General features: G+C 70.5%; 24 protein-coding genes. 12 read left to right on the forward strand and 12 right to left on the reverse strand.

Annotated elements, in window-relative coordinates; all coding sequences use genetic code 11:
• Positions 1-61 precede the first annotated feature (61 nt).
• Both Msi02_RS18255 and Msi02_RS18260 read left to right on the forward strand, forming a co-directional pair.
• On the forward strand, positions 62-1,411 hold the full coding sequence (locus Msi02_RS18255; protein ID WP_204049482.1) for an ammonium transporter: 1,350 nt from the start codon (positions 62-64) through the stop codon (positions 1,409-1,411).
• 202 nt (positions 1,412-1,613) lie between these two features.
• Positions 1,614-4,952, forward strand: a complete 3,339-nt coding sequence (locus tag Msi02_RS18260) for a glycosyl hydrolase family 95 catalytic domain-containing protein (protein ID WP_204049483.1) — start codon at positions 1,614-1,616, stop codon at positions 4,950-4,952.
• Between the two features lie 90 nt (positions 4,953-5,042).
• On the opposite strand, the gene Msi02_RS18265 is transcribed toward Msi02_RS18260, so the two are convergent.
• A complete protein-coding gene (locus Msi02_RS18265; RefSeq protein ID WP_204049484.1) occupies positions 5,043-6,185 on the reverse strand; it encodes an ROK family transcriptional regulator in 1,143 nt (380 codons plus the stop codon).
• 105 nt (positions 6,186-6,290) lie between these two features.
• Here Msi02_RS18265 and Msi02_RS18270 point away from each other — a divergent pair, with 105 nt between their 5' ends.
• From Msi02_RS18270 to Msi02_RS18290, 5 genes are read left to right on the forward strand one after another with little or no spacing between them, the layout of a single operon-like run.
• Positions 6,291-7,586, forward strand: a complete 1,296-nt coding sequence (locus Msi02_RS18270; protein ID WP_204049485.1) for an ABC transporter substrate-binding protein — start codon at positions 6,291-6,293, stop codon at positions 7,584-7,586.
• A gap of 2 nt (positions 7,587-7,588) precedes the next feature.
• Complete coding sequence (locus tag Msi02_RS18275) at positions 7,589-8,536, forward strand: carbohydrate ABC transporter permease (protein WP_204049486.1); 948 nt, start codon at positions 7,589-7,591, stop codon at positions 8,534-8,536.
• Positions 8,533-9,378, forward strand: a complete 846-nt coding sequence (locus Msi02_RS18280; protein WP_204049487.1) for a carbohydrate ABC transporter permease — start codon at positions 8,533-8,535, stop codon at positions 9,376-9,378. The genes Msi02_RS18275 and Msi02_RS18280 overlap by 4 nt, the downstream gene beginning before the upstream one ends.
• Before the next feature lie 24 nt (positions 9,379-9,402).
• Positions 9,403-10,404, forward strand: coding sequence for an SIS domain-containing protein (locus Msi02_RS18285; protein ID WP_204049488.1), 1,002 nt, complete (start codon positions 9,403-9,405; stop codon positions 10,402-10,404).
• Positions 10,401-11,288: an N-acetylglucosamine kinase gene (locus Msi02_RS18290; RefSeq protein WP_204049489.1), complete on the forward strand. Its 888-nt coding sequence runs from the start codon at positions 10,401-10,403 to the stop codon at positions 11,286-11,288. The genes Msi02_RS18285 and Msi02_RS18290 overlap by 4 nt, the downstream gene beginning before the upstream one ends.
• A 58-nt stretch (positions 11,289-11,346) precedes the next feature.
• Here Msi02_RS18290 and Msi02_RS18295 read toward each other — a convergent pair whose 3' ends face one another.
• From Msi02_RS18295 to Msi02_RS18310, 4 genes are all read right to left on the reverse strand, one after another.
• Positions 11,347-12,636 carry a cellulose-binding domain-containing protein gene (locus Msi02_RS18295; RefSeq protein WP_239108489.1) on the reverse strand — a complete coding sequence of 430 codons (1,290 nt, stop codon included), beginning with the start codon at positions 12,634-12,636 and terminating at the stop codon, positions 11,347-11,349.
• A gap of 235 nt (positions 12,637-12,871) precedes the next feature.
• Positions 12,872-13,996, reverse strand: coding sequence for a cellulose-binding domain-containing protein (locus Msi02_RS18300; RefSeq protein WP_204049491.1), 1,125 nt, complete (start codon positions 13,994-13,996; stop codon positions 12,872-12,874).
• Positions 13,997-14,467: 471 nt separating this feature from the next.
• The gene (locus tag Msi02_RS18305; protein ID WP_204049492.1) at positions 14,468-15,721 is read right to left on the reverse strand and encodes an MFS transporter; all 1,254 of its coding nucleotides are present in this window, start codon (positions 15,719-15,721) and stop codon (positions 14,468-14,470) included.
• Positions 15,722-15,727: 6 nt separating this feature from the next.
• Entirely contained in the window at positions 15,728-16,396 is a 669-nt protein-coding gene (locus tag Msi02_RS18310) for a TetR/AcrR family transcriptional regulator (protein ID WP_204049493.1), read from the reverse strand.
• A 16-nt stretch (positions 16,397-16,412) separates the two neighbouring features.
• On the opposite strand from Msi02_RS18310, the gene Msi02_RS18315 reads away from it, so the two are divergent.
• Positions 16,413-16,772 carry a hypothetical protein gene (locus Msi02_RS18315; RefSeq protein ID WP_204049494.1) on the forward strand — a complete coding sequence of 120 codons (360 nt, stop codon included), beginning with the start codon at positions 16,413-16,415 and terminating at the stop codon, positions 16,770-16,772.
• 394 nt (positions 16,773-17,166) lie between these two features.
• Here Msi02_RS18315 and Msi02_RS18320 read toward each other — a convergent pair whose 3' ends face one another.
• The 7 genes from Msi02_RS18320 to Msi02_RS18345 form a co-directional block, all read right to left on the reverse strand.
• Positions 17,167-17,598: a PIN domain-containing protein gene (locus tag Msi02_RS18320; RefSeq protein ID WP_204049495.1), complete on the reverse strand. Its 432-nt coding sequence runs from the start codon at positions 17,596-17,598 to the stop codon at positions 17,167-17,169.
• Positions 17,591-17,860, reverse strand: a complete 270-nt coding sequence (locus Msi02_RS18325) for a hypothetical protein (RefSeq protein WP_079314846.1) — start codon at positions 17,858-17,860, stop codon at positions 17,591-17,593. The genes Msi02_RS18320 and Msi02_RS18325 overlap by 8 nt, the downstream gene beginning before the upstream one ends.
• Positions 17,861-18,091: 231 nt before the next feature.
• Positions 18,092-18,340, reverse strand: coding sequence for a hypothetical protein (locus tag Msi02_RS44545; RefSeq protein ID WP_373308280.1), 249 nt, complete (start codon positions 18,338-18,340; stop codon positions 18,092-18,094).
• Positions 18,322-18,591 carry an IS3 family transposase gene (locus Msi02_RS44550; protein WP_204049496.1) on the reverse strand — a complete coding sequence of 90 codons (270 nt, stop codon included), beginning with the start codon at positions 18,589-18,591 and terminating at the stop codon, positions 18,322-18,324. Before Msi02_RS44550 ends, Msi02_RS44545 begins: the two co-directional genes overlap by 19 nt.
• A gap of 79 nt (positions 18,592-18,670) precedes the next feature.
• Positions 18,671-19,852 (reverse strand): cytochrome P450, encoded by a 1,182-nt coding sequence (locus Msi02_RS18335; protein ID WP_239108501.1) that lies wholly within the window; start codon positions 19,850-19,852, stop codon positions 18,671-18,673.
• A 217-nt stretch (positions 19,853-20,069) separates the two neighbouring features.
• A complete protein-coding gene (locus Msi02_RS18340) occupies positions 20,070-21,158 on the reverse strand; it encodes a M20 family metallopeptidase (RefSeq protein ID WP_204049497.1) in 1,089 nt (362 codons plus the stop codon).
• A gap of 18 nt (positions 21,159-21,176) precedes the next feature.
• Positions 21,177-22,193, reverse strand: coding sequence for a LacI family DNA-binding transcriptional regulator (locus tag Msi02_RS18345; protein ID WP_079314844.1), 1,017 nt, complete (start codon positions 22,191-22,193; stop codon positions 21,177-21,179).
• Positions 22,194-22,399: 206 nt separating this feature from the next.
• On the opposite strand from Msi02_RS18345, the gene Msi02_RS18350 reads away from it, so the two are divergent.
• From Msi02_RS18350 to Msi02_RS18365, 4 genes are read left to right on the forward strand one after another with little or no spacing between them, the layout of a single operon-like run.
• Positions 22,400-23,380 (forward strand): substrate-binding domain-containing protein, encoded by a 981-nt coding sequence (locus Msi02_RS18350; protein WP_079314843.1) that lies wholly within the window; start codon positions 22,400-22,402, stop codon positions 23,378-23,380.
• A 17-nt stretch (positions 23,381-23,397) separates the two neighbouring features.
• A complete protein-coding gene (locus Msi02_RS18355; RefSeq protein WP_079314842.1) occupies positions 23,398-24,177 on the forward strand; it encodes an ATP-binding cassette domain-containing protein in 780 nt (259 codons plus the stop codon).
• The gene (locus tag Msi02_RS18360) at positions 24,174-25,175 is read left to right on the forward strand and encodes an ABC transporter permease (protein WP_079314841.1); all 1,002 of its coding nucleotides are present in this window, start codon (positions 24,174-24,176) and stop codon (positions 25,173-25,175) included. The genes Msi02_RS18355 and Msi02_RS18360 overlap by 4 nt, the downstream gene beginning before the upstream one ends.
• Positions 25,172-26,230: a phosphotriesterase family protein gene (locus Msi02_RS18365; RefSeq protein WP_239108490.1), complete on the forward strand. Its 1,059-nt coding sequence runs from the start codon at positions 25,172-25,174 to the stop codon at positions 26,228-26,230. The genes Msi02_RS18360 and Msi02_RS18365 overlap by 4 nt, the downstream gene beginning before the upstream one ends.
• Positions 26,231-26,247: the final 17 nt, after the last annotated feature.

Consider the following 26,247-nt stretch of genomic DNA (forward strand, 5'->3'; position numbering starts at 1 on the left):
CTCATGGTGCGCCCGTGGCGGAACCTGCCGACGGCCATCCTGAGGAGTGTGAGGCGATGACATGCCGGTGAAGATCGATGGCGGCGCCACCGCCTGGCTCCTGGCCTGCACCGCGCTCGTTCTGCTGATGACGCCGGGCCTGGCCTTCTTCTACGGAGGGATGGTCCGGGCCAAGAGCGTGCTCAACATGATCATGATGAGCTTCGTCTCGATCGCCCTGGTCACCCTCGTCTGGCTGGCCGCCGGTTACAGCCTGGCGTTCGGCCCCGACATCGGCGGACTGATCGGCGGCCTGGCCCACGTGGGGCTGCACGACATCACCACCCGATCGGTCACCGGGCAGGTGCCGACGCTGCTGTTCGCGACGTTCCAGCTCACCTTCGCCGTCATCACCGCGGCACTGATCAGCGGCGCCATCGCCGACCGGGCCCGCTTCTCGGCCTGGATGGTCTTCGTCCCGGTGTGGGCGCTCGTGGTCTACGCGCCCATCGCCCACTGGGTGTGGGGCCCCGGCGGCTGGATCCACGACATGGGCACTCTCGACTACGCGGGCGGCCTGGTCGTGGAGATCACCTCGGGGGCCTCCGGCCTCGCCCTGGCGCTGGTGCTCGGGCCGCGGATCGGGTTCAAGGCCGAGGCCATGCGGCCGCACAACCTGCCCCTGGTGCTGCTCGGCGCCGGGCTGCTGTGGTTCGGCTGGTTCGGGTTCAACGCCGGCTCCGCGCTGGCCGCGGACGGCACCGCCGCCGCCGTCTTCCTCAACACCCTGGCCGCGGGATGCACCGGCCTGCTGGGCTGGCTGCTGGTGGAGCAGCGCCGCGACGGCCACCCCACCACGTTCGGGGTCGCCTCGGGCGTCGTGGCCGGGCTGGTCGCCATCACACCGTCGTGCGGCTCGGTCGACGTGCTGGGCGCCCTGGTGATCGGCCTGGCCGCGGGCATGATCTGCTCGCAGGCGGTCGGCTGGAAGTTCCGGCACGGCTACGACGACTCCCTCGACGTGGTGGGCGTGCATCTGGTCGGGGGCATCGTCGGCACCCTGCTCATCGGGCTGCTGGCGACCCGCGCGCTCACCGGCGCCGACGGTCCGCGAGGTCTGCTGTACGGCGGCGGCCTGGGCCAGCTTGGCAAGCAGGCGATCGCGGTCCCCGTGGTCGCGCTGTACGCCTTCGCGGTCACCTACGGGATCGGCAAGCTGATCCACCGGCTGATGGGTTTCCGCGTGAGCGAGGAGGACGAGGTGACCGGTGTCGATCTGGCGCTGCACGCCGAGACCGCCTACGACCACGGCGTGCTCGACCACGCCGTCCGGCTGAGCGTGTCGACCGCGGTCCGGGACCGCACCCGTGACCACATCGGGGGCCAGACCCGGGACCGCGCCGGTGACCCCACCCATGACCAGGGCCGATGACGTGCGGGGGATCGGCGCCCCGGCCATCGGTGGGTGAGCCGGTCCCCGTGCCGGACCGCGGCATCCCAGGGTGTCCGGCCGGGTGAGATCCGCCTCTTGTGCGAGGCCGCAAAGAGGTGACTCTTGCAGTCAAACGTTTGATCGACAATCATGCTCCCATGACGCTCACTAGTCAAACGATTGACTTCAAGGATGGTGCCTCATGGGCAAGGCGCTGACCACGATGGCGGTCGCGGTCGCCGTGACGGCGGCCGTCGCGGCCGGCCCTCCCGCCCTGGGCGCCGCGCCGGCGGCCTCGACCGCGGATCAGAAGACCACTTCAGCGTGGCGAGACGGGGCGTTCCAGGTGGACACCGCCGCCGTGGTGTCGCGCTCCGACCTGGTGATCGAGGGCCCGGCCTGGCGCGACTACCAGAGCATGCCCCTGGGGAACGGCCATCTCGGTGCGGCGGTGTGGTCGCAGGACGGCTTCACCGCCCAGCTCAACCGCAACGACACGTTCCCGGACCTGAAGTCGGCCGGCCGGCTCGTCGTTCCCGGGCTCTTCGAACTCGCCGCCGCGCCCGACTATCGGGGGCGGTTGAACCTGGCCGACGCCGTGCTCGAGCAGAGCGGGAGGGGCATGACGGCGCGCACGTTCGTCCGCGCCGACCGCGATCAGCTCGTGCTGGAGGTCACCGGCGCCGAGCCCGGAAAGGAGCAGACCGCCGACCTCGACCTCTGGGACGGGCGCAACCCCGCCACCTATGCCGAGGGCGGGATCGGCGCGCTCGCGGAGACCTTCACCGATTCCGCATCCGGTAAGAAGAGCGGAGCCGTGGCCGCCATCACCGCCGACGCTCGTGACGTGAGCGCGGCGGTGGTCGACGCGAACACGGTCCGGCTGACCTTCACGCCACGCGCCGACGGCAGTTATCGCATCGTCGTGGGGGTCCCCTCGTACACCGGCGGCGACGTCGGCGAGGCGGGCCGCCAGGCGGTGGAGGGCGCGACCCGGGACCGGGTCGACGCGGCACACCTGGACTGGTGGCACGGCTTCTGGAAGCAGGCCGCGCCGATGAAGATCACATCCTCGGACGGCACCGGCGAGTACTTCGAGGCTCTTCGCGCCCAGCAGCTCTACACGACGGCGGCCACCCAGCGAGGCGACCTGCCGACGGGCCAGGCGGGCGCCGCCAACATGCTCTACCCCTGGCAGGACACGCCGGTCTCGCCCTCGACCTGGTTCCACTTCAACCTGCGCCAGCAGGTCAACGCCAACTACGGAGCGGGGACCGCCGGCTTCAACGCGCCCTACCTCAACCTCTACACCTCGCATCTGGCGCAGATGAAGGCGTGGACCGAGAGCCACTGGCCGGGCGCCGACGGCGTGTGCGTGCCCGAGCTGCTGCGCTTCGACGGCACACCGGACGGGTGCGTCGGCGGGGCCGCGCCCACGTGGACGAACAGGATCCTCACCGGCGGCCTCGAAGTGGCGCACGACCTGTGGCGCCAGTATCGGTTCACGGGCGACGCCTCCGTCCTGGACCGGGGTTACCCCCTGATGAGCGAGGTCGCGAAGTTCTACCTCTCCCTGCTGAAGGAAGGTGACGACGGGCTCCTGCACCTCGAACACGCCAACTCGTTCGAGACCCAGTGGGACGCCACGGACCCCATGCCCGACCTCGCGGGCATGAAGGTCATGTTCCCGGTCATCGCCGGCCTCGCCGACACCCGCGGGGACTCTGGCCTGGCCGGCCGGCTGCGCGCGGCGGTGCGGAAGCTGCCCGAGTTGCCCACCACCACACGCGACGGCAAGAAGGTCTACGCCTGGTCCGCCACGAACGAGCCGGCGAAGAACACCCAGAACACCGACATGGAGCCGCTCAGTCCCTGGGGACTGGCCGGCCCCGACTCCACCGTCATGCAGGACACCTTCGCGGAGCGCGTCTTCCCGCTCACCCGGGAGTGGGACGAGTCGCCGGTCTGGGCCGCCGACCTCGGTCGCGCCGCCGACATGAAGCGGCTGCTCGTCCAGGGCACCGCGGACCTGCAGAAGTTCCCGAACGGCTTCTCCGGGCACGGCCGCAACGACGACCCCGCCTCGATCCACAACATGTACAGCTCGTGGAACGCGGTGGTGGCCAACGCCCTGCAGGACGCCCTCGTCCAGGCCGGCGACGGGACGGTGCGGATCGCGACCGCGCTGCCGGACGACTGGACCGTCGACGGGACGGTCGTGATCGACGGGGGCCACCGGGTCAGCACCCAGGTGAGCCGGGGCACGCCGACCCTGGTCGGCATCCAGGCCGGATCGACGGACACCCTGAAGATCAAGAACCCCTGGCCGGGGACGCCGGTGCGGTTGGTCGAGGACGGCGGGTCCGGAGGCAGGCCCGTGGTGACTCCCACCCGTGACGCCGTCGTCTCGGCGCGCGTCGAGGCCGGGAAGTCGTACGTGCTGGAGCGGGTCGACCGGCCGCACGGCTCCTTCCGGTTCGAGCAGGTCCAGGGCCGGCAGGCGAGCTCGGTCAAGCGGCTGGGCGTCCAGACGCTCGGTGTCCCGCGGACCACGCCGCAGATCCGCAGCGACGACGTGTCCGTCGTCGCGCCAGAGAAGCTCCACCCGCTCGTGACGGCGAAGGAGGGCGTCGCGGCGTACGTCGACCGCAGCGACCAGATCACGTCGCTTCCCTCCGAGCTCGCCGGATCGACCCTGGTCAGGGGAGCCAACGGCGACGCGTCCCGGAACGCCCCGGCCGACTACCTGACGCTCGACCTGACCAGGCCCGCGCCCGTGTACGTCGCTTTCGACGGGCGGGGCGAGGGCACCTGGTGGCCGTCCTGGCTGCGCGACCAGGGCTTCACGCGGACCGGCATGACCGTCGGCAAGCGCGAGTTCCTGCGCAGGGCCGAGATCGTCGACGGCGGCCGGCTGCGGGTCTCGGGCGGCGGAGCGACCCTCTCGCGTGCCGGGGCGGACTGGGGTGACCAGATCATCGAGGTGAAGGTCCGCCAGATCCAGGTGGGCGCGAGCGTGATGTTCCGGGCTCCGGACCGTAGCAACGGCTACGTGTGGAACATCGGGGGCCCGCTCGGAAGCGCGGGCGGCCTCGGGCAGCTGCGCATGAGCACGGTGGTCAACGGCCGCTCCACGCTCATCGGCTCGGTCGTCCCGATCGAGCCCGCGGCCGGGAACGAGTACACGCTGCGGATCGAGGCGATCGGCGACCGCCTGCGCACCTTCGTCGACGGCAAGCTGGTCGACGACCGGACCGACGGCACCTTCGCCCGCGGACGGGTCGGCTTCAACCTCGGCGGCAGCGACGTCGGCGAGTACGACAGCGTCAAGGTCAGCTCGCCCCAGGGCGCCGTGCTCTTCGACGACGACTTCTCGGGCGATCTGTCGAAGTGGGAGATCCCCGCCGACCGCCAGGACGTGCCGCTCGTCGTCTTCGAGAAGCGGATGCCGGCGGGTCGCGTGGTCCTCGGGCCCAATTCGGGCATTTCGGGCCGGGGCGACTCCAGCTACCTGACCTTCGTCGGCGAACCCGGCAAGTAGCCCGCCACTCGCGGCCGGCCGGCCTCCCGGCCGGCCGCACCTCACGCGTCCCGGCGCAGCCGCCGCGATAGCGGAGGCATGGGCGGGAGGTCAGGCGTGGATCAGCCGATGCAGGGCCTGCTCGCGGGCGAGCACGGCGGCGCCCTCGACGGTGGCCGTCGCTCCCAGGCCGCTCCGGCGGATCTCGACGGGGATGGACAGGGTGCTCAGTGTCTCCTGGACGCCCTGCACGAGGAGCGGGTTGGAGCCCACCCCGCCACCGAGCACCACCAGGCCGGGATCGAGTAGCGCGACGACCGCGACGACCAGCCGCCCGACCTGCGTGGCGTGCTCGGTCACGGCGCGCTGCGCCGGCGGGCAGCCCTCGCCGGCGCGCCGGAACAGCTCCTCGGCGCTCGTGGGCGGCTCTCCCTCCGACGCCGGCCACGCGGCCGCCGTACGCAGCAGCAGATCCTCGGCGCCGAGGAAGCGTTCGAGGCCCTCGGGGACGGGCTCCCGGCCGGCGTCCCAGGGGAAGGGCAGGTGGGCGACCTCACCGGCCCAGCCGGACGCTCCCCGCAGCAGCCGCCCGCCGAGCACCAGCGCCGCTCCTATCCGCACACCCGCCTGCACGTACGCGAACTGCGCGGCGCCCTGCGCCACACCGAGGTTGCCCTCGGCGACGGCCGCGCAGTTGACGTTGTTCTCCAGGAGCAGCGGGGCCTGGGGGAGGGACAGCGCCTTAAGCATGTCGTGCACCTCGGGCGACTGCGAGGCGGCGGCGGGATCCCTGTCGGTCACGACGGTCGGCAGCGCGATCACGATCTGCCGCAGCGGCCCGCTGTCGCCGAGCCGCGGCAGCGTCTCGCGCAGGAGCGCGCCCGCGGCGTCGGCGCTGGCCGTGAGGTCCGCCGTGCCGGACCGGGACGCCGGGGACGTGACGTCGCGGCTGACGCCCAGCAGCCGCTCGCCGCTCAGCGCGTGCGCGTGGATGCGTGTGCGGGTGACGCCGACGTCGACGCCCAGCACGTGACCGGCCCCCTCGCCGATGCGCCACAGCAGCGCCGACCGGCCGGTGTGCCCCTGGACGGAGCCGTCCTCCCGCACGAGCCCGAGCTCCTCGAGCTCGGACATCGCCGTGGAGACGGTGGGTTTGGACAGGCCGAGGGCCTGGCTGATCTGGGGCCGGGTGGCCCGGCCGCGCCGCGTGAGCTCCGCCAGCACCGCGCGTGCGCTCGTGCTCAGTGATGTCATCCGGCTCCCCGCAGCTCCCGTCTCCACTTGATCCTTTCGTACCTGCCCTTGACATATCCTAGCCCACTTCGTTAGGTAAATGACCTAACTAACTGGAGGCTGGTTATGCACTCGATCTCACGCCGGAGGCTCCTGAGCCTGCCGCTGGTCCTCGGCGCGGCCGCGGTCCTGCCCGGTTGCGCCGTGTCCGGACCTTCCCGCGGCAGCGGCGGCTCCTCGGGCCCCGTCACGCTGAACGCCCTGTTCATGAAGCAGGCCAGCTACAGCGAAGACGACATCCGCGGCATGCTCGCGGCATTCCGGAAGGCCCACCCGGACATCACGGTCCAGCCGACCTTCGTCGCGTACGAGGCCCTGCACGACAAGATCGTCATCTCGGCGCCGGCCGGCACGTACGACGTCGTGCTGATCGACTGCATCTGGCCGGCGGAGCTGGCCAGCAAGAACATGCTGCTCGACGTCACCGACCGCTACCAGCAGGCCTGGCTGGACGACATCCTGCCCGGCACGCTCGGCTCCGTCACGTACAAGGACCGCAAGTACGGGATGCCGTGGATCCCCGGCGGGAAGCTCTTCTTCTACAACACCCGCATGCTGAAGGACGCCGGAGTCGACGAGTCGGCCATGGCGACCTGGGACGGCGTGCTCGAGGCCGCCAGGACGCTGAAGGCCAAGAAGGTCGTCGAGCATCCGCTCGTCTGGAGCTGGGCGCACGCCGAGGCGATGATCTGCGACTACGCGCAGCTCCTCGGCGCGTTCGGCGGCCGTTTCCTCGACGACGCGGGCAAGGCGGCCTTCCACCAGGGGGGCGGGCTGCAGGCGCTGGAGTGGATGAAGCGCACGCTCGACGAGGGGCTCAGCGCGCCCTCCTCGACCAAGCTCCTGGAGGACGACGTCAAGAAGGTCGTCGTCCAGGGCGACGCGGCGATCGCGCTGAACTGGGACTACATGTACAGCGAGTCCAACGACCCGAAGCAGTCGAAGATCGTCGGAGAGCTGAAGCCCGCGGTCAGCCCCAAGGGGCCGGGCGGTCAGGGGCCCGCGGTCGACGGGTCGATGGGCCTGTCGGTCACCGCGACTTCCAAGCACCCCGACGCCGCGTGGCAGCTCGTCGCCTTCCTGTGCGGGAAGGAGAACCAGCTCCAGTACGTCGAGAGGTCGCTGCCGGTGTGGGACAGCGCCTACGAGGACCCGAAGCTCACGGGCGGGGCGCAGGCGCCGCTGGTGGCGGCCGACAAGGCCCAGTACGGCTCGCTGATCGAGCGCCCCCAGGTCGTGCAGTACAACGCGGTGAGCCAGGAGATCCAGGCCGGGCTGCAGTCCTGCCTGGTCGGCGGCACACCCGCGGCCCAGGCGCTGTCCGACGCCGCGGCCAAGGTCAACCACATCATCGGGGGCTGACCGTGTCCCTCACAGCGCGACGCCCCACAGCCGCGGCGCCGCCTGCGGCCGGGCCCGGACGGGGGAAAGTCGAACGCCAGTGGCCGCTCGCCCTGGCGCTGCTGGCCCCGGCGATGATCGTCGTGTTCGGCGTCGTCCTGTATCCCATGGGCCGCACGCTGGTGCTCAGCCTCGTCGACGCCACCTCGGCGCTGCAGACCGAGTTCACGTTCTCCGGGCTGTCGAACTACACGGCGCTGCTGTCGAACTCGGAGTTCTGGGCCACGGTGTGGCGCACCGCGGTGTTCACCGTCTTCTCCACGGCGGTGGAACTCGTGGTCGGCCTGCTGCTCGCGCAGTTCCTCAACCAGCGCATCCGCGGTCAGTGGTTCTTCCGCAGCCTGGTGGTCCTGGCCTGGGCGCTGCCCACCATCGTCAGCGCCAACATGTGGCGGTGGATCCTCCACCCCGAGTACGGCGCGCTCAACGGCCTCCTCATGCACCTCGGCCTGCTCGACTCCTACAAGGACTGGATCGGCGGCCCGACGCAGGCGCTGTTCGTGGTCGCGCTGGTCGACGCCTGGAAGACCACGCCCCTGGTGGCGATCCTGCTGCTCGCCTCGATGCAGACCATCGGCGACGACGTGTACGAGGCGGCGGCCATGGACGGCGCCGGGGCGGTGCGCCGGTTCCTGTCCATCACGATCCCGATGCTCAAACCGGCGATCGCGGTCGTCCTGGTGCTGCGCACCATCGAGGCGTTCAAGGTCTTCGACATCATCTACATCATGACCAGGGGCGGCCCCGACTCCGGGACCACCACGATCGCCTTCTACACCTACCTGCAGGCGTTCTCCAACCAGGAGTTCAGCCTCGGCTCCGCGGCCGCCTACCTCACCGTGCTGTTCATCTTCGTGCTGTCGCTGGTGTATCTGCGCATGCTCCGTACCGACTCGGGGGGAACGGCGTGAGACCCTCTCGCTTCTACCGCCCCGCGATGTACCTGTGCGGCGCGCTGCTGGCCGTCGTCGTCCTCGGGCCGTTCGCCCTGCTGCTGCTCGCCAGCGTGTCGCCGCAGGCCGGCCTGCTCGGCAAGCCGCCCGACCTGTGGCCGGACTCGCCCACGCTGGACCGCTACGCGGCGATCTTCACCCAGGCGGCCGGCGGGGTCGCCGGCGACTTCCGGGTGGCCCTGGTCAACTCGCTGGTCGTCGCCGGGTGCAGCGTCGCGGTGAGCCTGGTGACCGGCGTGCTCGGCGCCTACGCGTTCGCGCGGCTGCGGTTCCCCGGGCGCAGGCTGGTGCTGTTCGTCTTCATGTTGACGTACATGATGCCGCCGCTGGCCCTCGTGGTGCCCATGTACATGACCGGCGCCGCGCTCGGCCTGCTCGACACGCGGACCTCGCTCGTCGTGGTCTACTGCTCCTTCACCACGCCCTTCGTCCTGTGGCTGCTGTCCGGCTACTTCCGCGCCCTGCCGGCGGAACTCGAGGAGGCCGCCCGCATCGACGGGTGCGGCCGGGTCGGCGCGCTGATTCGGGTGGTGCTGCCGGTGGCGCGTCCGGGCCTGATCTCGGCCGGGCTCCTGGCGTTCCTCATGGCGTGGGACGAGTTCTTCTACGCGCTCATCTTCACCTCGTCCCCGGCGTCGAAGACGGTTCCCGTGGCGCTGGCCGAGTTCACCGGCCGCTACAGCCTCGACTTCGGCCTGATGGCCGCGGGCGGCCTGCTCGCCGCCGTGCCGCCGGTGCTCATCGCGCTCATCTTCCAGAAGCACATCACCCGCGGGCTGGCCGCGGGTGCCGTCAAGTAACCCTCGCTTGTGAGAGAAGGTTCGATGTCCCACGACATCTCCATGTCCGACGCGCTCGACCGGCAGCCCGAGGCGCTGGCCTCCGCGGTGCGCACCCTGCGCGAGCAGCTCACCGGCTCCTGGCCCGCGCCGCGCCGCCCGCTGTTCGTGGCCATGGGCGCCAGCCACGCCGCGCTCGCGGCCTGCGTTCACCAACTGCGCGCGTACGGCATCTGGGCGAGCAGGGCCGGATACGGGGAGATCCCGGCGTCCGTCCCGGCCGCCGACGTCGACCTGGTGGCGGGGGTGTCCCAGTCGGGACGCAGCGCGGAGACGATCGACGCCCTGCGCGGGGTGGAGGCGGCGCGGCGGCTGGCCGTGGTCAACATCGCCGAGTCTCCGCTGGCCGAACTGGCGGGCACCGTGCTGAGCTGCGGGACGGTTCCCGATTCCAAGGTGTCCACCTCCGGTTTCACCGTCACGCTCGCCGCGCTCGGGATGCTGGCCGACACGTGGGCGCTCGGCGGGCCGGCCGACGTCTGGCGGTCGCTGGCGGACCACCTGGACGAGACCGCCGGGCGGGCCGAGGACACCGTGGACGCCCTCGTCGAGGGTGTCGCGGAGAGCGTCGCCGCCGACGTCGTCGGAGCCGGGGCGTCGCTGACCGCCGCCGAGGAGGGCGCGCTGATGCTGCGCGAGGCCTGCCGGCTTCCCGCCACCGCGTACGAGACCCGGCAGTATCTCCACGGGCCGATGGAGTCGGCCGGCCGCACCGCGCACATCGTCGTCGGGGACGAGCGCGAGGCGGCGCTGGCCCTGCAACTGGCCGAGGCCGGCCACCGGGTTCTCTACGTGGGCCCGTGCGCGGCGCAGGTCCCGCACGTGGAGATCCCGCGCCTCGCCCCGGTGGCCCGCGCGATCGTCGAGAACGCCGTGCTCCAGCGGCTCGTCGTCAAGGTGGCCGCCGCGCGGAAGGTTCCGGTGGGCGAGTTCCTGTTCTCGATGGACGACACGAAGGTGGACACCCTCGCCGCGGAGACCGCATGAGCCGCATCGCCGTCGGCGTCGACGTGGGCGGGACGAAGACCCACTGGCGTGCGGCCGGGGAGGAGGGCCACGTCGCGGACCGCGTCGTGCCCAGCGACCTGGGCTCGGACATGGACGACCTGGCCGAATGGCTGGTGTCGGACCTGCGCGAGTGGGGAGTGCCGTTCGACGCCCTGGGCGTGGGCGCGCACGGGTGCGACAGCGCGTCCCTGTGCCGGAGGTTGCGCGACCTGCTGAGCGCGCGGCTCGCGGTCCCGGTGCGGGTGGTCAACGACGCCCACCTGCTGCCGTACGCGGCCGGCGTCCCGGGGGCGATCGGCGTGATCGCCGGCACGGGATCGGTCGCCGCGGGCACGGGTCCCGACGGCGAGCCGCTTCTCGCCGGGGGCTGGGGATGGGCGCTCGGCGACGAGGGATCGGCCGCCGGGCTCGTCCGCGAGGCCGTGCGCGCCACCTGCCTGCGGCACGACGCCGGCCTCCCGCCGGACGAGCTGGCGCGGGGCCTGCTCGCGGCCTTCCACACCGACGAGGTGCCGGGGCTGTCGCACGCGCTGACCCGCTCGCCCAGTGCGGAGGAGTGGGGCCGTCACGCTCCCGTCGTCTTTCGGGCGGCGCAGGAGGGGTCGGGCGTCGCGCTGCAGGTCATCGAGGAGGGGGGACGGGCGCTGGCGAAGCTGGTCGAGACGCTGGTCTCCCGTGGGGCGTCCGCCACGGCGGTGGTCGCGGCGGGTGGGGTGCTCACCACGCAACCCCGGCTGTTCACCGCCCTGGCCGACGCGCTGGGCAAGAGCCACCCGGACCTCCCCCTCATGCTGCTCGACGCCGACCCGGTGGACGGCGCGGTGCGGCTGGCTCGGGAACTCCTCGCCACCCCGCGGGCCTGACCGGCCCCCGGCCCGAGGGACGGGAGGGCCGCTTCCGTCCCTCGGCACACGGGCGGCGTCAGTAGCCGTAGCGGCTCTTGAGGTGACGCCACCAGTCGCGCAGCATCCACTTGTCGAACTCGGTGATCTGCGTCGCGGAGCCGGCGTTCATGATGAAGCAGCACACGCCGGTCGGCGTCCAGTCGTAGAAGTCGTCGAGCCCGAACCCGTGGCCTATCTCGTGCAGGAGGATGTGGATGTTCTCGCTGTCGAGCGCGCCCACGTAATACTCGCTGCCGATCCGCTGGCCCCAGTCGCCGCCCGCGCCGCCGGTCATGCCCGCGGTGAGCCACAGGGACATGTCGTAGTGGTGCGCCGCGCCGCCCGGGCAGCCGGAGTAGTCGCCGTTCTGGTGGAAGAACCGGCCGCAGGGCGGGCTGCACTGCGGCGCGCCCTCGTTGTTCTCACCCACGTAGACGTCGACCGAGTTGTCGGTCCACTGCAACTGGCTCCGGTCCCGTACGGCCCAGCCGACGACCTTCACGTTCACGTCCGGATACGGCCAGCCGTTCCAGCCTTCGAGCTGGTCGATCCACTTGTTGAACGAGCGGGCGAGGCTCGCCTGGATGCGGTCGCGCAGGGAGGCCGACACGGTGGCGGAGGAGTCCCACCGGACGCAGTAGTTGATGCTTCCGCGGCCCGCCATGATCTGGTCCCAGATGTAGTTCTTGAACCCGTAGAGGTCGGTGTACGTCGTCTCCTCGTGCCGCCACACCTCGTTGAGCGGGGTGACGAGGTTGGCCGGCGGATTCCAGGCGTTCCCGCCCGGACTCGGCGTGGGCGACGGGCTGGGCGAGCGGGTCGGCGTGGGGGACGGGGACGGCGAGGGGGTGCGGCTCGGCGTGACGGACGGGCTGGGCGTGCCGCTGGGGGTGGGGGACTGCGCGACGCCGGTGCAGGCCGCGCCGTTGAGGGTGAACGCCGACGGCTTCGGGTTGCTCCCCGACCACATGCCGTTGAAGCCGAGGCTCACCGACGAGCCCCTGGCCAGGGCGGCGTTCCAGTCCAGGCTCTTGGCGGTGACGTTCTGCCCGCTCTGCGACCAGGTCGCCGACCAGCCCTCGGTCACCTTCTGACCGCTGCTCGGGAAGGTGAAGCCGAGCGTCCAGCCGTTCACCGGGTCGCCCAGGTTCTGGATGGTGACGGAGGCGGTGAAGCCGCCCCCGCCGGAGCCGGCCGCCCAGTCGTTGGTGCCGTACGTCACCGTGCAGGCGACGGCGGCCCCGGCGGGGGTCGCCGTTCCGAACGCGAGCGTGGTACCCAGGACGAGGACGGACACCATTCCCAGGAAGAGCCGAGTCGGTCGCATCACCATGTCCTTTTTGGTCGAGGGGAAAGGGGCACGCAACAATAGGCATCGCACGGGATTCCTGGAAAGAGTGCGACCACAGCAGCCGGGAAAACGTGGAACCCGTGTTGTAAATTTCATTTTCCACAGGGACCGGATTTTGTTTCGGCCTCCCGAAAGGAAACGCGGCCGGTGCCGCTAATCGAACGCCGTCGCGGGCGGCGCGACCGCCCGGTCGCGCCGCCCGCTGGGAGCCTCAGGACAGGAAGCTTCCGTACGGGCCGTTGAGAATCGCGTTCTTCTGCGCCTGACTGAAGTGACAGTTCGGGTAGTCGTAGAGGGACGCCGACATGCACGTTCCGTCGGTGGACGTGGCGTCGGGAAGGCCGAACGCGTGGCCCAGTTCGTGCACCATGCCGCCGTACCACCGGTTCATCGGGCCGTTGAGGCCGGCCGCGCCGTCGGCGTCGTGGCCGCTGAGGATCACCCAGCCGTTGCCGCCGCCACCACCCGCGCCGTCGCCTTCGGCACTGACCTCGCCGACGTTGATCCACCGGCTGTCGGGCGCGCCGAGGCCGAACTTGCGGCGCAGTTCCTCCTGCATGTTGCACACCGCCCACCAGTACTTGTCACCGCACTTGGGGGTGTTCTCGTACCAGCTGCGCGGCTGGTCGCCGTTGACGACCTCGGCGACCGGGCTGTTCAGCGTGAACGTCTTGCCCAGCTCCTGCTTGAAGAAGCGCTGCGCCTCCTGGAGGACCTTGGCCATGCCGTCCGGGTATCGCTGGTCGTACGCCACGTCGGAGGGCTTGAGCCAGAAGACCCGCACCGTACGCGCCGGGGGAGTGACGGGGGAGGGCGACGCGGACGGCGACGGCGACGGCGGCCTGGAGGGTGACGCCGACGGAGACGGTGACTTGGAAGGCGACGCCGACGGGCTCGCGCTGGGGGAGGCGGTCGTCCCGCCCGTGCAGGCGACGCCGTTGAGCGTGAACCCGGCCGGCACCGGGTTGCTGGTGTTGTTCCAGCTGCCGTTGAACCCGAACGAGGTGCTCGCGCCCGTCGCCAGGGAGCCGTTCCAGCCCACGTTGGCGGCGGTCACGGCACTGCCGCTCTGGGTCACGTTCGCGTTCCACGCCTGCCCGACGGTCTGCCCCGCGCCGAAGGTCCAGCGCAGGGTCCAGGCCGAGACCGGATCACCGAGGTTCGTGATCGCGACATTGGCGCTGAAGCCGCCGTTCCACTGCGAACCGACGGTGTAGGTGACCTGGCAGGCGGCTGAGGCGGCGTGTGCCGCGACCGTGGTCCCCGCGGCGGCGCCGGTCAGGCAGGCGGCCAGGGCCAGGGGAGTCAGGACTGCGCGTAATCGCCGTTGCTGCATCTGATGCCTCCGTTGCGGACGCCGTTGTTCACGACTTCGCGGTTCGACCGCGACCGCCCGGAAACAACCACGAATGCGCTCCCGGGCGTGTGAACCACGATGTTGTGAACGCTAACAACCGCGTACGGTGATGAATGCGACCGGCTCTGTCAATGGCTCGCACCGAAATTCGCGGAGAACGTGGAAAAACGCGGCTCGCGCATGGAAAGTTTCAGACAGAGGTGCCCGGAATTTCCACAGGTCCGAAAAGTTTTCGGCGCTGCGAATACCGGATTCGAGCGACCACGTGTCAGGGGACGAGCGCCGCCGGGGACGACGCGCCGACCGAGCGCCCAATGGATCGGTTCGGCGATGATTCATGGCCACCGTAAGCGCTCGGCGATTGATTTAGCTGGCCCCCGTGAGAAACCGCCAAGACCTGTGGATCGACGCGCGACGCGGGTTGGGGCTCATCCAGTGTCCGGCGCCCGGTCACGTCAGGGGTCGCCGTTCTCGAGCCCGTGGCTGTGCGCCCTGCCGGGTGGCGCGATGGAATTGACGCCAGGCCAGGGTTGTGCCTAGGGCGAGACTGCCGCCGCTGATCAGGAAGACGGTCCGTATGCCCACTGCGGCACACAGTGAACCGACGAAGGTCATGGCGAGCACGGATACGGCGCCAGGGGTGATCGACATCAGCCCGATGAACCGGCCCATCAGAGCGTTGTCCACCTCTGTCTGGGTCAGGGCGCCGATCCCCGTTTGGATCGTGACGGTGAGCAGGCCGAACACGACGTAGGCGATAAGGAGGGCGGCCACTGTGGTAGCCCATGTCAGCGACGCGATCAAGGCCGCGAGCGTCATCATTCCTGCGATGATCAGGCCGCGTGGCTTGAGGTGTCTGGCGGTTACAGCGGCGAGTGCTCCGCCGACGATGTTGCCTGCGGTGTCGCCGGCTTGGATCACGCCGATCCATCCGGTGGAGACGTGCAGGGTGTCGACGATGTAGGGGGCAAGCAGCACGGCCATCGGGCTGAGCGCGAAGGTGAGTGCACCGAACACCAGGAGTAGCGCGCGGAGAGCGGGCGAGGAGCGGACGGCGCGCATACCGTCGACGATCGCTGTCCAGGTCGTCTGTTGCTGTCCGGGAGGCGTGCTGTGGATGCCTCGGATCGTCGCGATGAGGACGCCTGACAGCGCGAAGGTCGCCGCGTCGATCGTGAAGGCGATCCAGTAGGTGTGCGAAGTGGCCACCAGGACGCCGGCGAGGGTCGTGCCGACCAGTTCGCCGATCACCGTGGTGGTCTGGATGAGCGAGTTGGCGCGCACCTGCTCGTCGGCGGGCACGATCATCTGCATCAGGCCGGCGCGTGCGGGGTTGAAGAAGGTGCCCACGCTCGCTTGGAGTAATGCGATGAGATAGAGCGCGGGCAGGGCGGGTGAGACGAGAGTGAGTATCGCGAGGGCGGCCAGCAGGACCGCTCGGGAGGCGTCGGCGACGATCATGGTCCGGCGGCGGTTGTGACGATCGACATAGGCCCCGGAGACCAGGCCGATCACGATGCTGGGCACGGCGATGATGACGGTTAGCCCGCCGACGGCAGCGACCGAGTGGGTCCGTTCGGTGATCAGCAGGATCAGGGTCAGTGTGGTCAGGGCGTCGCCGAGGGTCGAGACGCTGTGCGCTGTCCATAGGGCGAGGAAATGTCGATCCCGGGCGATGGCGGGCACCCGGACGGCAGTGATCATGATGTGCTAGTCCCCCGGTGAGGGGGCGGCGGACGGCGGGTGGTGTGTTGTGATGCCGTGGAGGATGAGGTCGGCCAGCCCGTCGGTGGTGATACTTGCGATCCCGGTGTCCCAGCTGCCGCCTCGGCCCAGGGCCATCACGATGGCCAGCACGAGCGTGGCCACGTCCTCGACCGGCAGGCGCAACGCGTCCGCGTCGGGTTCGAAGACGGCAGCAACTGCGGCGTGCAGGCTGGCGTAGGAGGAGTTCCGACTCTCGGACAGCCGGTCCCGTTCCTCCTCCGACATGGACTCGTGGGTTCGTGGTCGGGCCGCCCCGGCCAGGCGGACCGCGTTCGCGACCGCCCCGGTCCGCTCTCCTTGTGCGCGAATGGTCTCGATGACCGCGACCAGACGCTCCGGCAGGGGCATCGTCGGCTCGATCGCCTCCAACGCCTGCACGACGTGGCCCGGATCGGAGACGTGGGCAAGGCAGGCCGTCAGCAATTCGTTCTTGTCCGTGAACGCTCGGAAGATCGTCGGCTCACTGATCCCTGCGGCGCGCGCGATCTGCAGCGTCGTCACGGATGGCCCGATCTCCACCAGCAGCGGGATGGCTGCCTGAACCACCATCGCTCGCCGTTCCTCGACACTGCGCCGTGGCGCCCGTTTCCGCGATGCCTCATCTGAACTCACACCGCGATGTTATGTAGTGAGGACTCACTACGCAACTGTGCTCGCGCTCCCGGCGGGCTATCGGGAGGAGGTCCGCGCCTGGCTGCTTGTCCTGCCGGAGGGCGACGAGCGCGCCCGGCCACGGTCACACGCGACGCTGTATGCCGGGCGCGTCCGACCGCATCTGCTCGCCTGGGCCCCTACCGGCGCCCGCCTCCGCGAGGTGTCCGCCGTGTTGCACGCTCTGACCGGGCACCTGCTGGCCGGCACCTTCACCTCGCTACGGTCACTGTTCCAGTTCGCCAAACGCCGCCGCCTGATCTTCGCCGACCCGACCCGCCGGCTCAGCGCCGGACAAGCACCACGGCGCGCGTTCCTGCCGATGACCGACGAATAGATCACCGCGGTCAAGCACGTCGCGGTGACACCAGGCCAGCGGCTGGTCATCGCCCTGGCCGGCCGCCCGCGCCAAGGCGATCCGCGAGCTCACCCTCGACGACATCGACCCGGCCCGCCAGCGCCTCAGGATCGGCGGACACCGGCAGCATCTGACGGAGTTCGTGCACAGCACGCTGGTCGCCTGGCTCAGATACCGCCACCGCAGGTGGCCCCACGCACTGTCGATCAGAAGCGAAAGACCGGTGGGTTCCCCGTGAAGACCTTTCAGCGTCGCTGAACACGAGGCGTTCAGCAAAGCAAGATATGCATAAACCATGCTTACGACTCTCCTGGGCTGCGGGAGTCGTACGACCGGGCGCGGTCGTGCAATAGGTAGTCGAGCAGGTCGGCTGCTATTCGTCGGGGTCGGCGATCTCGATGACGTGCAGAGGGTTGTCCAGAGCGTGGGACGGCTGCTGCCATTTGTCGCTGTCCAGGGTGAGGATCGGGCAGACTGACACGTCCGCGATGGCGGCGGCGTGGGCGTCATAGATGTCGAGCCCGGTGATGGACATCATGTCGACAACCTTGGCGGATTGGGCGATGCCGTCCAGCGGGGCGACGATGGCGTGCTCGAACGCGACCAGGCCGGCGAGCAGTGCCTGGGCGTCCGGCGTGCCGCGGCCGTCGAGGAGCGCCCCGGAGGCGGCCAGCGCGGGGACGATGAGCGGTTGCCTTGCCCGGTCGAAGTCCTGCAGGAGGCCGATCAGGTCGGCGTCTCCGCGGGCGACGTCGGCGAGAACGCTGGTGTCGAGGATGTAGGGAGTGGCAGTGAAATCACTCACCTGGTGCCGCCGGGAACCCGTGTTCGGCGAGCTGGCGGTTGACGTGTCGCATCATGCGAGCCACCCGCGCTGGGTCGGCCTGCCGGGCGCGTTCGCGCAGCAGGGCAAGTGCACGCTGGTCAGTGATGCGCTTTTCCGCGATGGCGTCGTTGAAGACGGCGGCCACGCTGGTGGCCTTGCCGGTGGCGACGAGATGCTCGGCATATTCGAGGACGTCGGGGTCCACGGTGATGGTTATCCGCGCCTTCCGGTCTCCGCTCATACCCGGAATCATACTCATGCTCTTTCGAGTGCTGCATGGCAACGACCATGAGGTTGGCCGCGTAAGGCAGGCGGAGGGACAGGGCCTGAGCGTGCGCCGGTGTGTCGCGCGTGTACCGGTCGGCGAGGATCCAGCCGATGAACAGGTCCCAGTCGCCTGGCGGCGGACATCGGATGGTCTTGCCGCGGCGGCCCGGTCCGAACTACGAGCAGAACCGCGCGTTCACCTCCGTCATCTACGGCTGGCGGCTTTGACGGCGCTGCAGTCAGGCACGCTACCTGCAAGCAGGTGAACCGCGCCGAGTTTCGTGGAGGCCGGGTTGCGTCGCCGCGTTGTCAGATGGCCATCTCCAGGGCGTCCAGTACGCAGGTGATCGGCCAGCCGCCAGCCGACGATCATGCGCGAGTACGCGTTGATAACCAGCGCCGGGTAGACGAACCCCGCCGCGGTGGGAATGTAGGTCAGGTCGGCGACCCACAGCCGGTTCGGGGCGGAGCGGTGAAGTCGCGTTTGACCAGGTCGGCGGGCCGGTCGGCGAGTACTTCGGCGATCGTGGTGGGCCGCTTGTGGTCGCCGCGGACCGCACCGTGCAACCCCAGGCGCAGCATCAGCCGGGCCACGGTGCACCGGGCCACGGCGATGCCCTGCCGGTTGAGTTCCTTCCGGGCATCGCGCACCGCCCGCGCGGAGGGCGGGCGGGACCTGGCCGCGTAGTACGTCGACGTGGCCACCTGCAACACCTGGCAGATCGGCTCGACACCGAAGGCGTCGCGATGAGCGTCGATGAAGGCGACTACCTGGGCGGGACGCCTACCAGGTGACCGGCATCGTGGTCAGGCCGTGCACGACGGTGAAGGAGCGGAACAGGGGCTCGCCCGCCGGCCGCAGGCCCGGGAACCGGTGCAGCAGGGCGGGGAACGCGATCCGCATCTCCATGCGGGCCAGGGGAGCGCCGAGACAGTGATGGATGCCGTGTCCGAATGCGACGTGCCCGCTGACATCCCGGCGGATGTCAAGGTCGTCCGGGTTCGAGACCAGCCCCGGGTCGCGGTTGGCGGCGGGAAGGGAGCAGATCACGGTCTCGCCGGGGCCGAGGGTCCGACCGCCCAGCCGGACCTCGGTCGTGGTCATCTTGACCGTGCCGGAATGCACGATGCTCAGCCACCGCAGCAGTTCCTCGACGGCGGCGTCCACGCGGTCCGGCTCGTCGCGCAGCAGCGTGAGCTGACCGGGGTGCCGCAGCAGGGCGAGTGTGCCCAGAGACAGCATGTTGGCCGTGGTCTCGTGCCCGGCGAGCAGCAGCAGGCTGCCGATGCCGGAGAGTTCGGCGTCGCTCAACTCGTCGCCGTGGTCGCGTACGAGCATCCCGAGCAGGTCCTCACCGGGATCCTTCCGGATCGTCTTGATCAGGCCTGCGATGTACGCCCGGGCCTCCGACGCCGCGGCCGCGCGTTCGTCCGGAGACAGGGACACGTCCAGGATCCGCTTGGACGTGTCCTGGAAGCCGGCCCGGTCGGCGTACGGCACGCCCAGCAGCTCGCAGATCACCAGGGAGGGAACCGGGAGGGCGAAATCCGTCACCAGATCGGCGGGCGGTCCGCCGCGCTCCATGGCGTCCAGATGGTCGTCGACGATCTGCTGGACTCTGGGCTCCAGCCGGCGCATCCGGCGGACGGTGAACTGGGGCGTGAGCATCCGGCGCAGCCGGGTGTGCTCGGGCGGGTCGGAGCCGAGCAGGTTGCCGGCGCGCATCTCGGCGACCTCCTCCGCGCTGGGCGGCGGTGCGCCGGGCGGCCGGAGCGGAGGCACGAGCGCGTTGCTGTACAGCTCGGGATGGCTCAGCACCGTACGGACTTCCTCGAACCTGGTGACCAGCCAGGCGTCGGTGCCGAACACGGTGCGGATCCGGGAGACCCCCTCGTCGTTCCGCAGTGCGGAGAGCTCGGGGGCGGGATGGAATCCGTCCCGTCGCATGTGCAGGGGTGGGGACATGTCGCGCACGCGACCTCCTCGGGTCACCGGCAGTCTGATGATCGCCTTGCCACAATCCGACGATAACCGTCCAATGCCCGCCGTGGACGGTCGTGAGGCGACTCTGGCGGTGACGTACGCGGCCGGACCGCGGGATGCCGCTCTCGACGACGACGGATCCGTGCGGCGTCAGGCCCGGCCAGGCGGCGGCGTCCGATGCCGTCTGGCCGTCACCCGGTCAAGCGAAGTGCCCGAGGGCGGCGGTGTAGATCTCGACGGCCTCCTCGATCCGGTGGACGAGGCAGTACTCGTCGGTGACGTGCGCCTGCTCGGGCTCACCCGGGCCGCAGATGACCGTGGGCGCCCCGCCGCAGGCGGCGGCGAGGATCGAGGCGTCGGTGAAGTAGCTGGCCGCCGGGCGGTCGCCGGGCGCGCCCGCCCCCGCCTCGACCAGGGCCCGTACGAAGGGGTCGTCCGGGTCCGTCCAGATCGCGGGCAGGTCCACGAGCACGTCGAGGGTCGCCTCGTCACCGAGCACGGCCTGCAACCGCTCGCGGAGCCGTCCGTGGTCCTGGCCGGCGACGGTGCGCAGGTCGATGGTCGCGGCGGCCAGGTCGGGCACGGAGTTCACGTTGATCCCGCCGCGCACCGTTCCCACGTTCACCGTGGACGGGCCGAGCCAGGGGTGGTCCGGCACCCCGGTGTCGAACGTCTCGACGGCGCCGATCACGCGGGCGAGCTTGTAGATCGCGTTGTCGCCCAGATGCGGCATTGAACCGTGCGCCGTCGTGCCTCGCGTGGTGGCCTCCAGCCAGAGCGCGCCCTTGTGCCCGAGCAGCACCCGGTTGGCGGTCGGCTCGGCCACCAGCAGGGCGCGCGACCTGCCCACCAGGCCCTCGGCCACCATGCCGGCCGCGCCCTCGCAGCCGGTCTCCTCGCCCACGGTGAAGACCATCTCCAGGGCGACCTTCGGCCCGGTGCGGCGCACGTGCCGCTCGGCGGCGATCACCAGCGCGGCGACGCCGGCCTTCATGTCGCTCGAACCACGCCCGTACAGGCGGTCGCCGTCGATCTCCGCGCCGTGCGGCGCGTGCCGCCACGCCTGCCCGCCCAGCGGCACCGTGTCGAGGTGCCCGGTCAGCGTCACCGGCTCGCCCGTCCCCCAGCGGGCGACCAGCCCGGTGCGGCCGGGCGCGTGCTCGTGCGCGCGCACCGCGAAACCGGCGTCCGACAGCCGCCTCGCGAGCGGGCCGGCCACCGCGGCCTCGCCCCCGCCCACCGAGTCGATCCTGATGAGCTCGCGTGCCAGTTCGACCGCCTCGTTCACGCGGCCTCCTTCCCTCACCTACTCTGCGACGCCGGCCGCCACCGGTCGGCTGGTCTGCCGTACGACGAGCCGGGGAGCGATGGCGATGCGCTGTGCGGGCCGAGGGTCGCCGGCCTTGACCTGTCCGAGCAGGCGTACGGCCTCCGCCGCCATCTCCTCCACCGGCTGGCGCACGGTGCTGAGCGGCGGGTCGCACATCGTCGCGTGTCCCACGTCGTCGAACCCGACCACCGCCACGTCCTCGGGGACGCGCGCCCCGCCGAACCGCAGCGACCGCACCAGGCCCACCGCGATCTCGTCGTTCGCGCAGACGACCGCGTCCGGCAGCCGGCCGGCGTCGAGCAGCCTGCGCCCGGCCTCGACGCCCCATTCGAGGGTGAACTCGCCGAGCAGCGGCGGCAGGACCTCCACGCCGGCCCGCGCGGCGGTGCGTTCGAACCCGCTGAGCCGCAACCGGGCGGAGGAGCTCTCCAGGCGGCTGCCCGCGAAGACCACGGAGCGGGCCCCGCCCGCGATCACGTGCTCGACCGCGAGGGCCAGCCCGGCCTCGTCGTCCACGCCCACCCAGTCGGCCCCGCCGCCCTCGATGTAGCGGTCGACCTGCACCAGCGGCACCCGGCGGGCCGCGTCCAGCACCGCGGGGACGCTGGCCTCGATGTCGCACGGGCTGATGATCAGCCCGTCCACACGCCGGGCCAGCAGGGTCTCCAGCCTCCGGGCCTCGACCTGGGGACTGTACTGTGACGCGCACAGCAGCAGGTCGGTGCCGGAGTTCTGCAGCTCACGCTCCACGGCCTCGACGATCGTGGTGAAGAACGGGTTGCCGATGCCCGGGACGACCATGCCGATGGTGCCGGTGGTCTGGTCGCGCAGCGCCTTGGCGACCGCGTTCGGCTGGTAACCGAGCTCGGCGGCGGCGCGCGCCACCCGCTCGGCGATCTCGGGCGTGACCTTGCGCCGCCCCGAGAGGGCACGGGAGGCCGAGGCCACGGAGACGCCGGCCGCTCGTGCCACGTCGTGAATCGTCACGCCCATCGTGTAATCGATTTCCCTTGATCTTTGCCAACGATCGACCTTCTCGACCATCGCGACACCAGGATCACACGGAACGATAGAGGTTCTGTGAGGAAAACGCACCCTTGACGGTGCTTTTTTAGGCCCACTAGCATGCCCGAAACTCGGGTAATCGATTACCCAATCGATCTCACTCCTTCCCGGCCCCCCCGAAAGGCTCATCTCTCATGGCGCGATCCACGAGGCTCATCCGCCTGACAGCGGCGACGACGATCCTGGCCACCGGCCTGCTGGCGGCGGCCTGTGGCGGTTCGGACGACTCCGGCTCTTCCGGAGGCTCCGGCGGAGACCGGCCGCGGGTCGGGCTCGTCCAGATCAACCAGCAGGCGATCTTCTTCAACGAGATGAACGCCGGCGCCCAGCAGGCGGCGAAGGAGGCGAACGTCGATCTCACGATCTTCAACGCCAACGACGACCCGGCCAAGCAGAACGAGGCCATCGACAACTTCGTCCAGCAGCAGTTCGACGCGGTCATCGTGGTCGCCATCGACGTCGAGGGCATCAAGCCCGCCGTGAAGATCGCCAAGGACGCCGGGCTGAAGGTCGTCGCCGTGGACGCGATCGTCGACTCGCCCGCCGTGGACACCCAGGTGGGCGTGGACAACGCGGCGGCGGCGAAGCAGGCGGGCGACTTCGTCAACAAGTGGGCCCAGGCGCAGGGCGTGACCGCGCCGAAGATCGGCGTGGTGGGCGCCCTGAACTCCTTCATCCAGAACATCCGCAAGGACGACTTCAACAAGACCGTCGAGGCCGCGGGCGCCAAGATCGTGCAGACCGTCGACGGGCAGAACAAGCAGGAGGCCGCGATGACGGCCGCGGAGAACCTGCTCACCTCCCGCTCCGACATGAACATCGTGTACGCCACGGGCGAGCCGGCCCTGCTCGGCACGGTCGCCGCGGTGAAGTCGCAGAACGCGGCCGACCGGGTCAAGGTCTTCGGCTGGGACCTGACCAAGGAGGCCATCAACGGCATCGACGAGGGGTTCGTCGCCGGTGTGGTCCAGCAGGACCCGAAGACCGAGGGCTACGAGGCCGTCAAGGAGGCCAAGGCCCTGGTCGGCGGCGCCCAGGCGAAGAAGAAGATCGACGTGCCCGTGACGATCGTGACCAAGGACAACGTCGACCCGTACCGCGCCACGTTCAAGTGAGCGGCGAAGGGACTCGCATGACGGACCAAGAGGCGGGTCGCGTTGACCGGGTGGTCATGCGCGACATCCGCAAGCGCTACGGAATGGTCGACGCGCTGCGCGGCGTGACGCTGCGCGTCGGCCCTGGAGAGGTGGTGGGGCTCGTCGGCGACAACGCGGCCGGCAAGTCCACCCTCATGAAGGTGCTGGCCGGCGCCGTCGTGCCGGACTCCGGCGAGATCGTCTTCGACGGCCGGCCGGTCGCCTTCGCCAGCCCCAGGGACGCCCGCGAACTGGGCATCGAGATGGTCTACCAGGACCTCGCGCTCTGCGACGACATCGACGTCGCCGGGAACCTGTTCCTCGGCAGGGAGCCGCGCAAGGCCGGCGGGATGATGCTCGACGTCCGCAAGATGCACGCGGACGCCCGTCGGCACTTGGACGCCCTGAACATCCGGATCCCGCTGACGGACATCCCCGTCGGAGGGCTGTCCGGCGGCCAGCGGCAGGCGGTCGCCATCGCCCGGGCGGTGACCTTCGGGCCCAAGCTGCTCATCCTCGACGAGCCGACGGCGGCGCTCGCCGTCGCCGAGGTCGAGACCGTCCTCGAACTGATCAAGACCGTCTCGGCCCAGGGCGTCTCGGTGATCCTCATCACGCACCGTCTGCAGGACCTCTTCCGGGTCTGCGACCGGCTGTGCGTCATGTACGAGGGCACGCTCAGGGCCGACCTGGACGCCCAGAACACGAGCCTCGAACGGCTCGTGTCCGAGATCGTCGCCCACGACGAGGGAGAGAAGGAGGGGAGGCGACGGTGACCGTCACCAGCCAGCGGGTCGTCACCACCAGGTCGGCCCGGGCCAACGCCCACATCGGCCGGCACGCGCAGACGATCGCGATCGCGGTCGTGCTGGTGGTCCTGCTGATCTTCTTCGCGTTCTCCGCCGACCGGTTCGCCACGACGGGCAACCTGCTCAACCTGTTGCGGCAGATCGCCCCCACACTGGTCGTCGCGACCGCGATGACCTTCGTGATCAGCACGTCCGGCATCGACCTGTCGGTCGGTTCCACCGTCGCGCTGTCCGGGTCGCTGCTCGCGATCGTGCTGCAGCACGGGTGGAACCCCACCCTCGCCCTGGTCGCGATCCTCGCGCTCGGCGCGCTGATCGGGTTCGTGAACGGATGGTTCTCCTCCTACCAGAACATCCCGCCGTTCATCGTCACGCTCGCGATGCTGTCGATCATGCGGGGTACGGCGCTGCGCGCCACCGAGGGCTACTCGACCCCCATCGACGGCGACCTCTGGATCGTCCAGATCGGCCAGGGCCGCATCGCCGGGGTGCCCGTCCCGGCCATCCTCGCCGTGGTCGTCGCGCTCGTCGGCTGGCTCGTCCTCACCCGGACGCCGTTCGGCCGCTACGTCATCGGCCTCGGCTCCAACGGCGAGTCGCTGCGCCGCACCGGTGTGAACACGCGCAAGGTCGGGCTGACCGTCTACGTGCTCACCGGCCTGGCGGCGGCGGTCGCCGGCGTGCTGATCGCCACCCGCCTCAGCTCCGGCTCGTCCAACGCCGGCAGCGGCTTCGAGCTGGAGGTCATCACGGCCGTCGTGCTCGGCGGCACCAGTCTCTTCGGCGGCCGGGCGAGCATGCTCGGCACGATCCTCGGCGCGCTCACGCTGGGCGTGATCGCCAACGGCCTGGTGCTGCTGCACGTCTCGCCGTTCTACGTGCAGATCGTCCAGGGCGGCATCCTGCTGCTGGCCATCTTCGCCAACAGCAAGGTGTGGGCGAAGTTCGGAGCGATACGGAAATGACGTCCTCAGCCCGGCCCGCGGCCGTGACGACCGTGCTCGGCCCGGTGTCCGCCGACGACCTCGGGATCACGCTCTGCCACGAGCACCTGCGCAACGACGGCGCCCGCGCCTGGCACCCCGCGCCCGAGGGCGACGCCGAGGGCGAGCTGATCGCCCGCGACCCCGTGCGGACGGAGTTCCTCGGCAGGCTCCGCAACGACCCGTACCTCTCCCGCGACAACGTGTCGCTGGACGACACGGGGACCGCGATCGAGGAGGTGCGCAGGTTCGCCGAGCGCGGCGGGCGCACCCTGCTCGAGGTGACCCCCGAGGGGATCGGGCGGGCGCCCGCCGAGCTGGTCGCGATCGCCCGCGCCACCGGGCTGAACATCGTCATGGGCTGCGGTTTCTACCTGGAGAAGACCCATCCGGCCCGGGTCCGCTCGATGACCGCGGCGGACGTCGCCGACGAGATCGAGCGTGACCTGACCGAGGGTGTGGACGGCGTGCGGGCCGGAGTGATCGGCGAGATCGGCGTCTCGCCGGACTTCACGGCCGAGGAGGAGAAGGTGCTGCGCGGCGCGGCCCGGGCGCAGGCCCGCACCGGCGTGCCGCTCTCGGTCCACCTCCCCGGCTGGGTGCGGCACGGCCATCGCGTGCTCGACGTCATCGCCGAGGAGGGCGGCCTGCTCGCCGGGACCGTGCTCTCGCACCTCAACCCCAGCGGGGCGGACCGCGACTACCAGGTCTCCCTCGCCCTGCGCGGGGCCTACCTCGGCTACGACATGTGCGGCATGGACTACCTCTACCCGGGCGAGGGCCAGTCCCCGTGCGACGAGGAGAACGCCGCCGCGGTGGCGTGGCTGGTCCGCGCCGGGCTCGGACCCCGGGTGCTGCTCTCCCAGGACGTGTTCCTGAAGACCATGCTCGTCCGCTACGGCGGCAACGGCTACGCCCACATCCTCACGCACTTCGTCCCGCGCCTGCACCGGCACGGGCTGACCGCCGACGACACCACCCGGCTGCTCGCGGACAACCCGCGCGAACTCTTCCTCGCCGCCGCGCGCGGCCACTGATCACACACAGACAGAAG

This window comes from Microbispora siamensis (assembly GCF_016863095.1).
Lineage (GTDB): Bacteria > Actinomycetota > Actinomycetes > Streptosporangiales > Streptosporangiaceae > Microbispora > Microbispora siamensis.

Bases quoted from the DNA above. Each gene is read 5' to 3' on its own strand.
- Msi02_RS18365 (WP_239108490.1), top strand. From the start codon at position 25,172: ATGACGTCCTCAGCCCGGCCCGCGGCCGTGACGACCGTGCTCGGCCCG.
- Msi02_RS18355 (WP_079314842.1), top strand. From the start codon at position 23,398: ATGACGGACCAAGAGGCGGGTCGCGTTGACCGGGTGGTCATGCGCGAC.
- Msi02_RS18345 (WP_079314844.1), bottom strand. From the start codon at position 22,193: ATGGGCGTGACGATTCACGACGTGGCACGAGCGGCCGGCGTCTCCGTG.
- Msi02_RS18295 (WP_239108489.1), bottom strand. From the start codon at position 12,636: ATGCGACCGACTCGGCTCTTCCTGGGAATGGTGTCCGTCCTCGTCCTG.
- Msi02_RS18325 (WP_079314846.1), bottom strand. From the start codon at position 17,860: ATGAGCGGAGACCGGAAGGCGCGGATAACCATCACCGTGGACCCCGAC.
- Msi02_RS18285 (WP_204049488.1), top strand. From the start codon at position 9,403: ATGTCCCACGACATCTCCATGTCCGACGCGCTCGACCGGCAGCCCGAG.
- Msi02_RS18335 (WP_239108501.1), bottom strand. From the start codon at position 19,852: ATGTCCCCACCCCTGCACATGCGACGGGACGGATTCCATCCCGCCCCC.
- Msi02_RS18305 (WP_204049492.1), bottom strand. From the start codon at position 15,721: ATGATCACTGCCGTCCGGGTGCCCGCCATCGCCCGGGATCGACATTTC.
- Msi02_RS18290 (WP_204049489.1), top strand. From the start codon at position 10,401: ATGAGCCGCATCGCCGTCGGCGTCGACGTGGGCGGGACGAAGACCCAC.
- Msi02_RS18260 (WP_204049483.1), top strand. From the start codon at position 1,614: ATGGGCAAGGCGCTGACCACGATGGCGGTCGCGGTCGCCGTGACGGCG.
- Msi02_RS18300 (WP_204049491.1), bottom strand. From the start codon at position 13,996: ATGCAGCAACGGCGATTACGCGCAGTCCTGACTCCCCTGGCCCTGGCC.
- Msi02_RS18255 (WP_204049482.1), top strand. From the start codon at position 62: ATGCCGGTGAAGATCGATGGCGGCGCCACCGCCTGGCTCCTGGCCTGC.
- Msi02_RS18265 (WP_204049484.1), bottom strand. From the start codon at position 6,185: ATGACATCACTGAGCACGAGCGCACGCGCGGTGCTGGCGGAGCTCACG.
- Msi02_RS18350 (WP_079314843.1), top strand. From the start codon at position 22,400: ATGGCGCGATCCACGAGGCTCATCCGCCTGACAGCGGCGACGACGATC.
- Msi02_RS18270 (WP_204049485.1), top strand. From the start codon at position 6,291: ATGCACTCGATCTCACGCCGGAGGCTCCTGAGCCTGCCGCTGGTCCTC.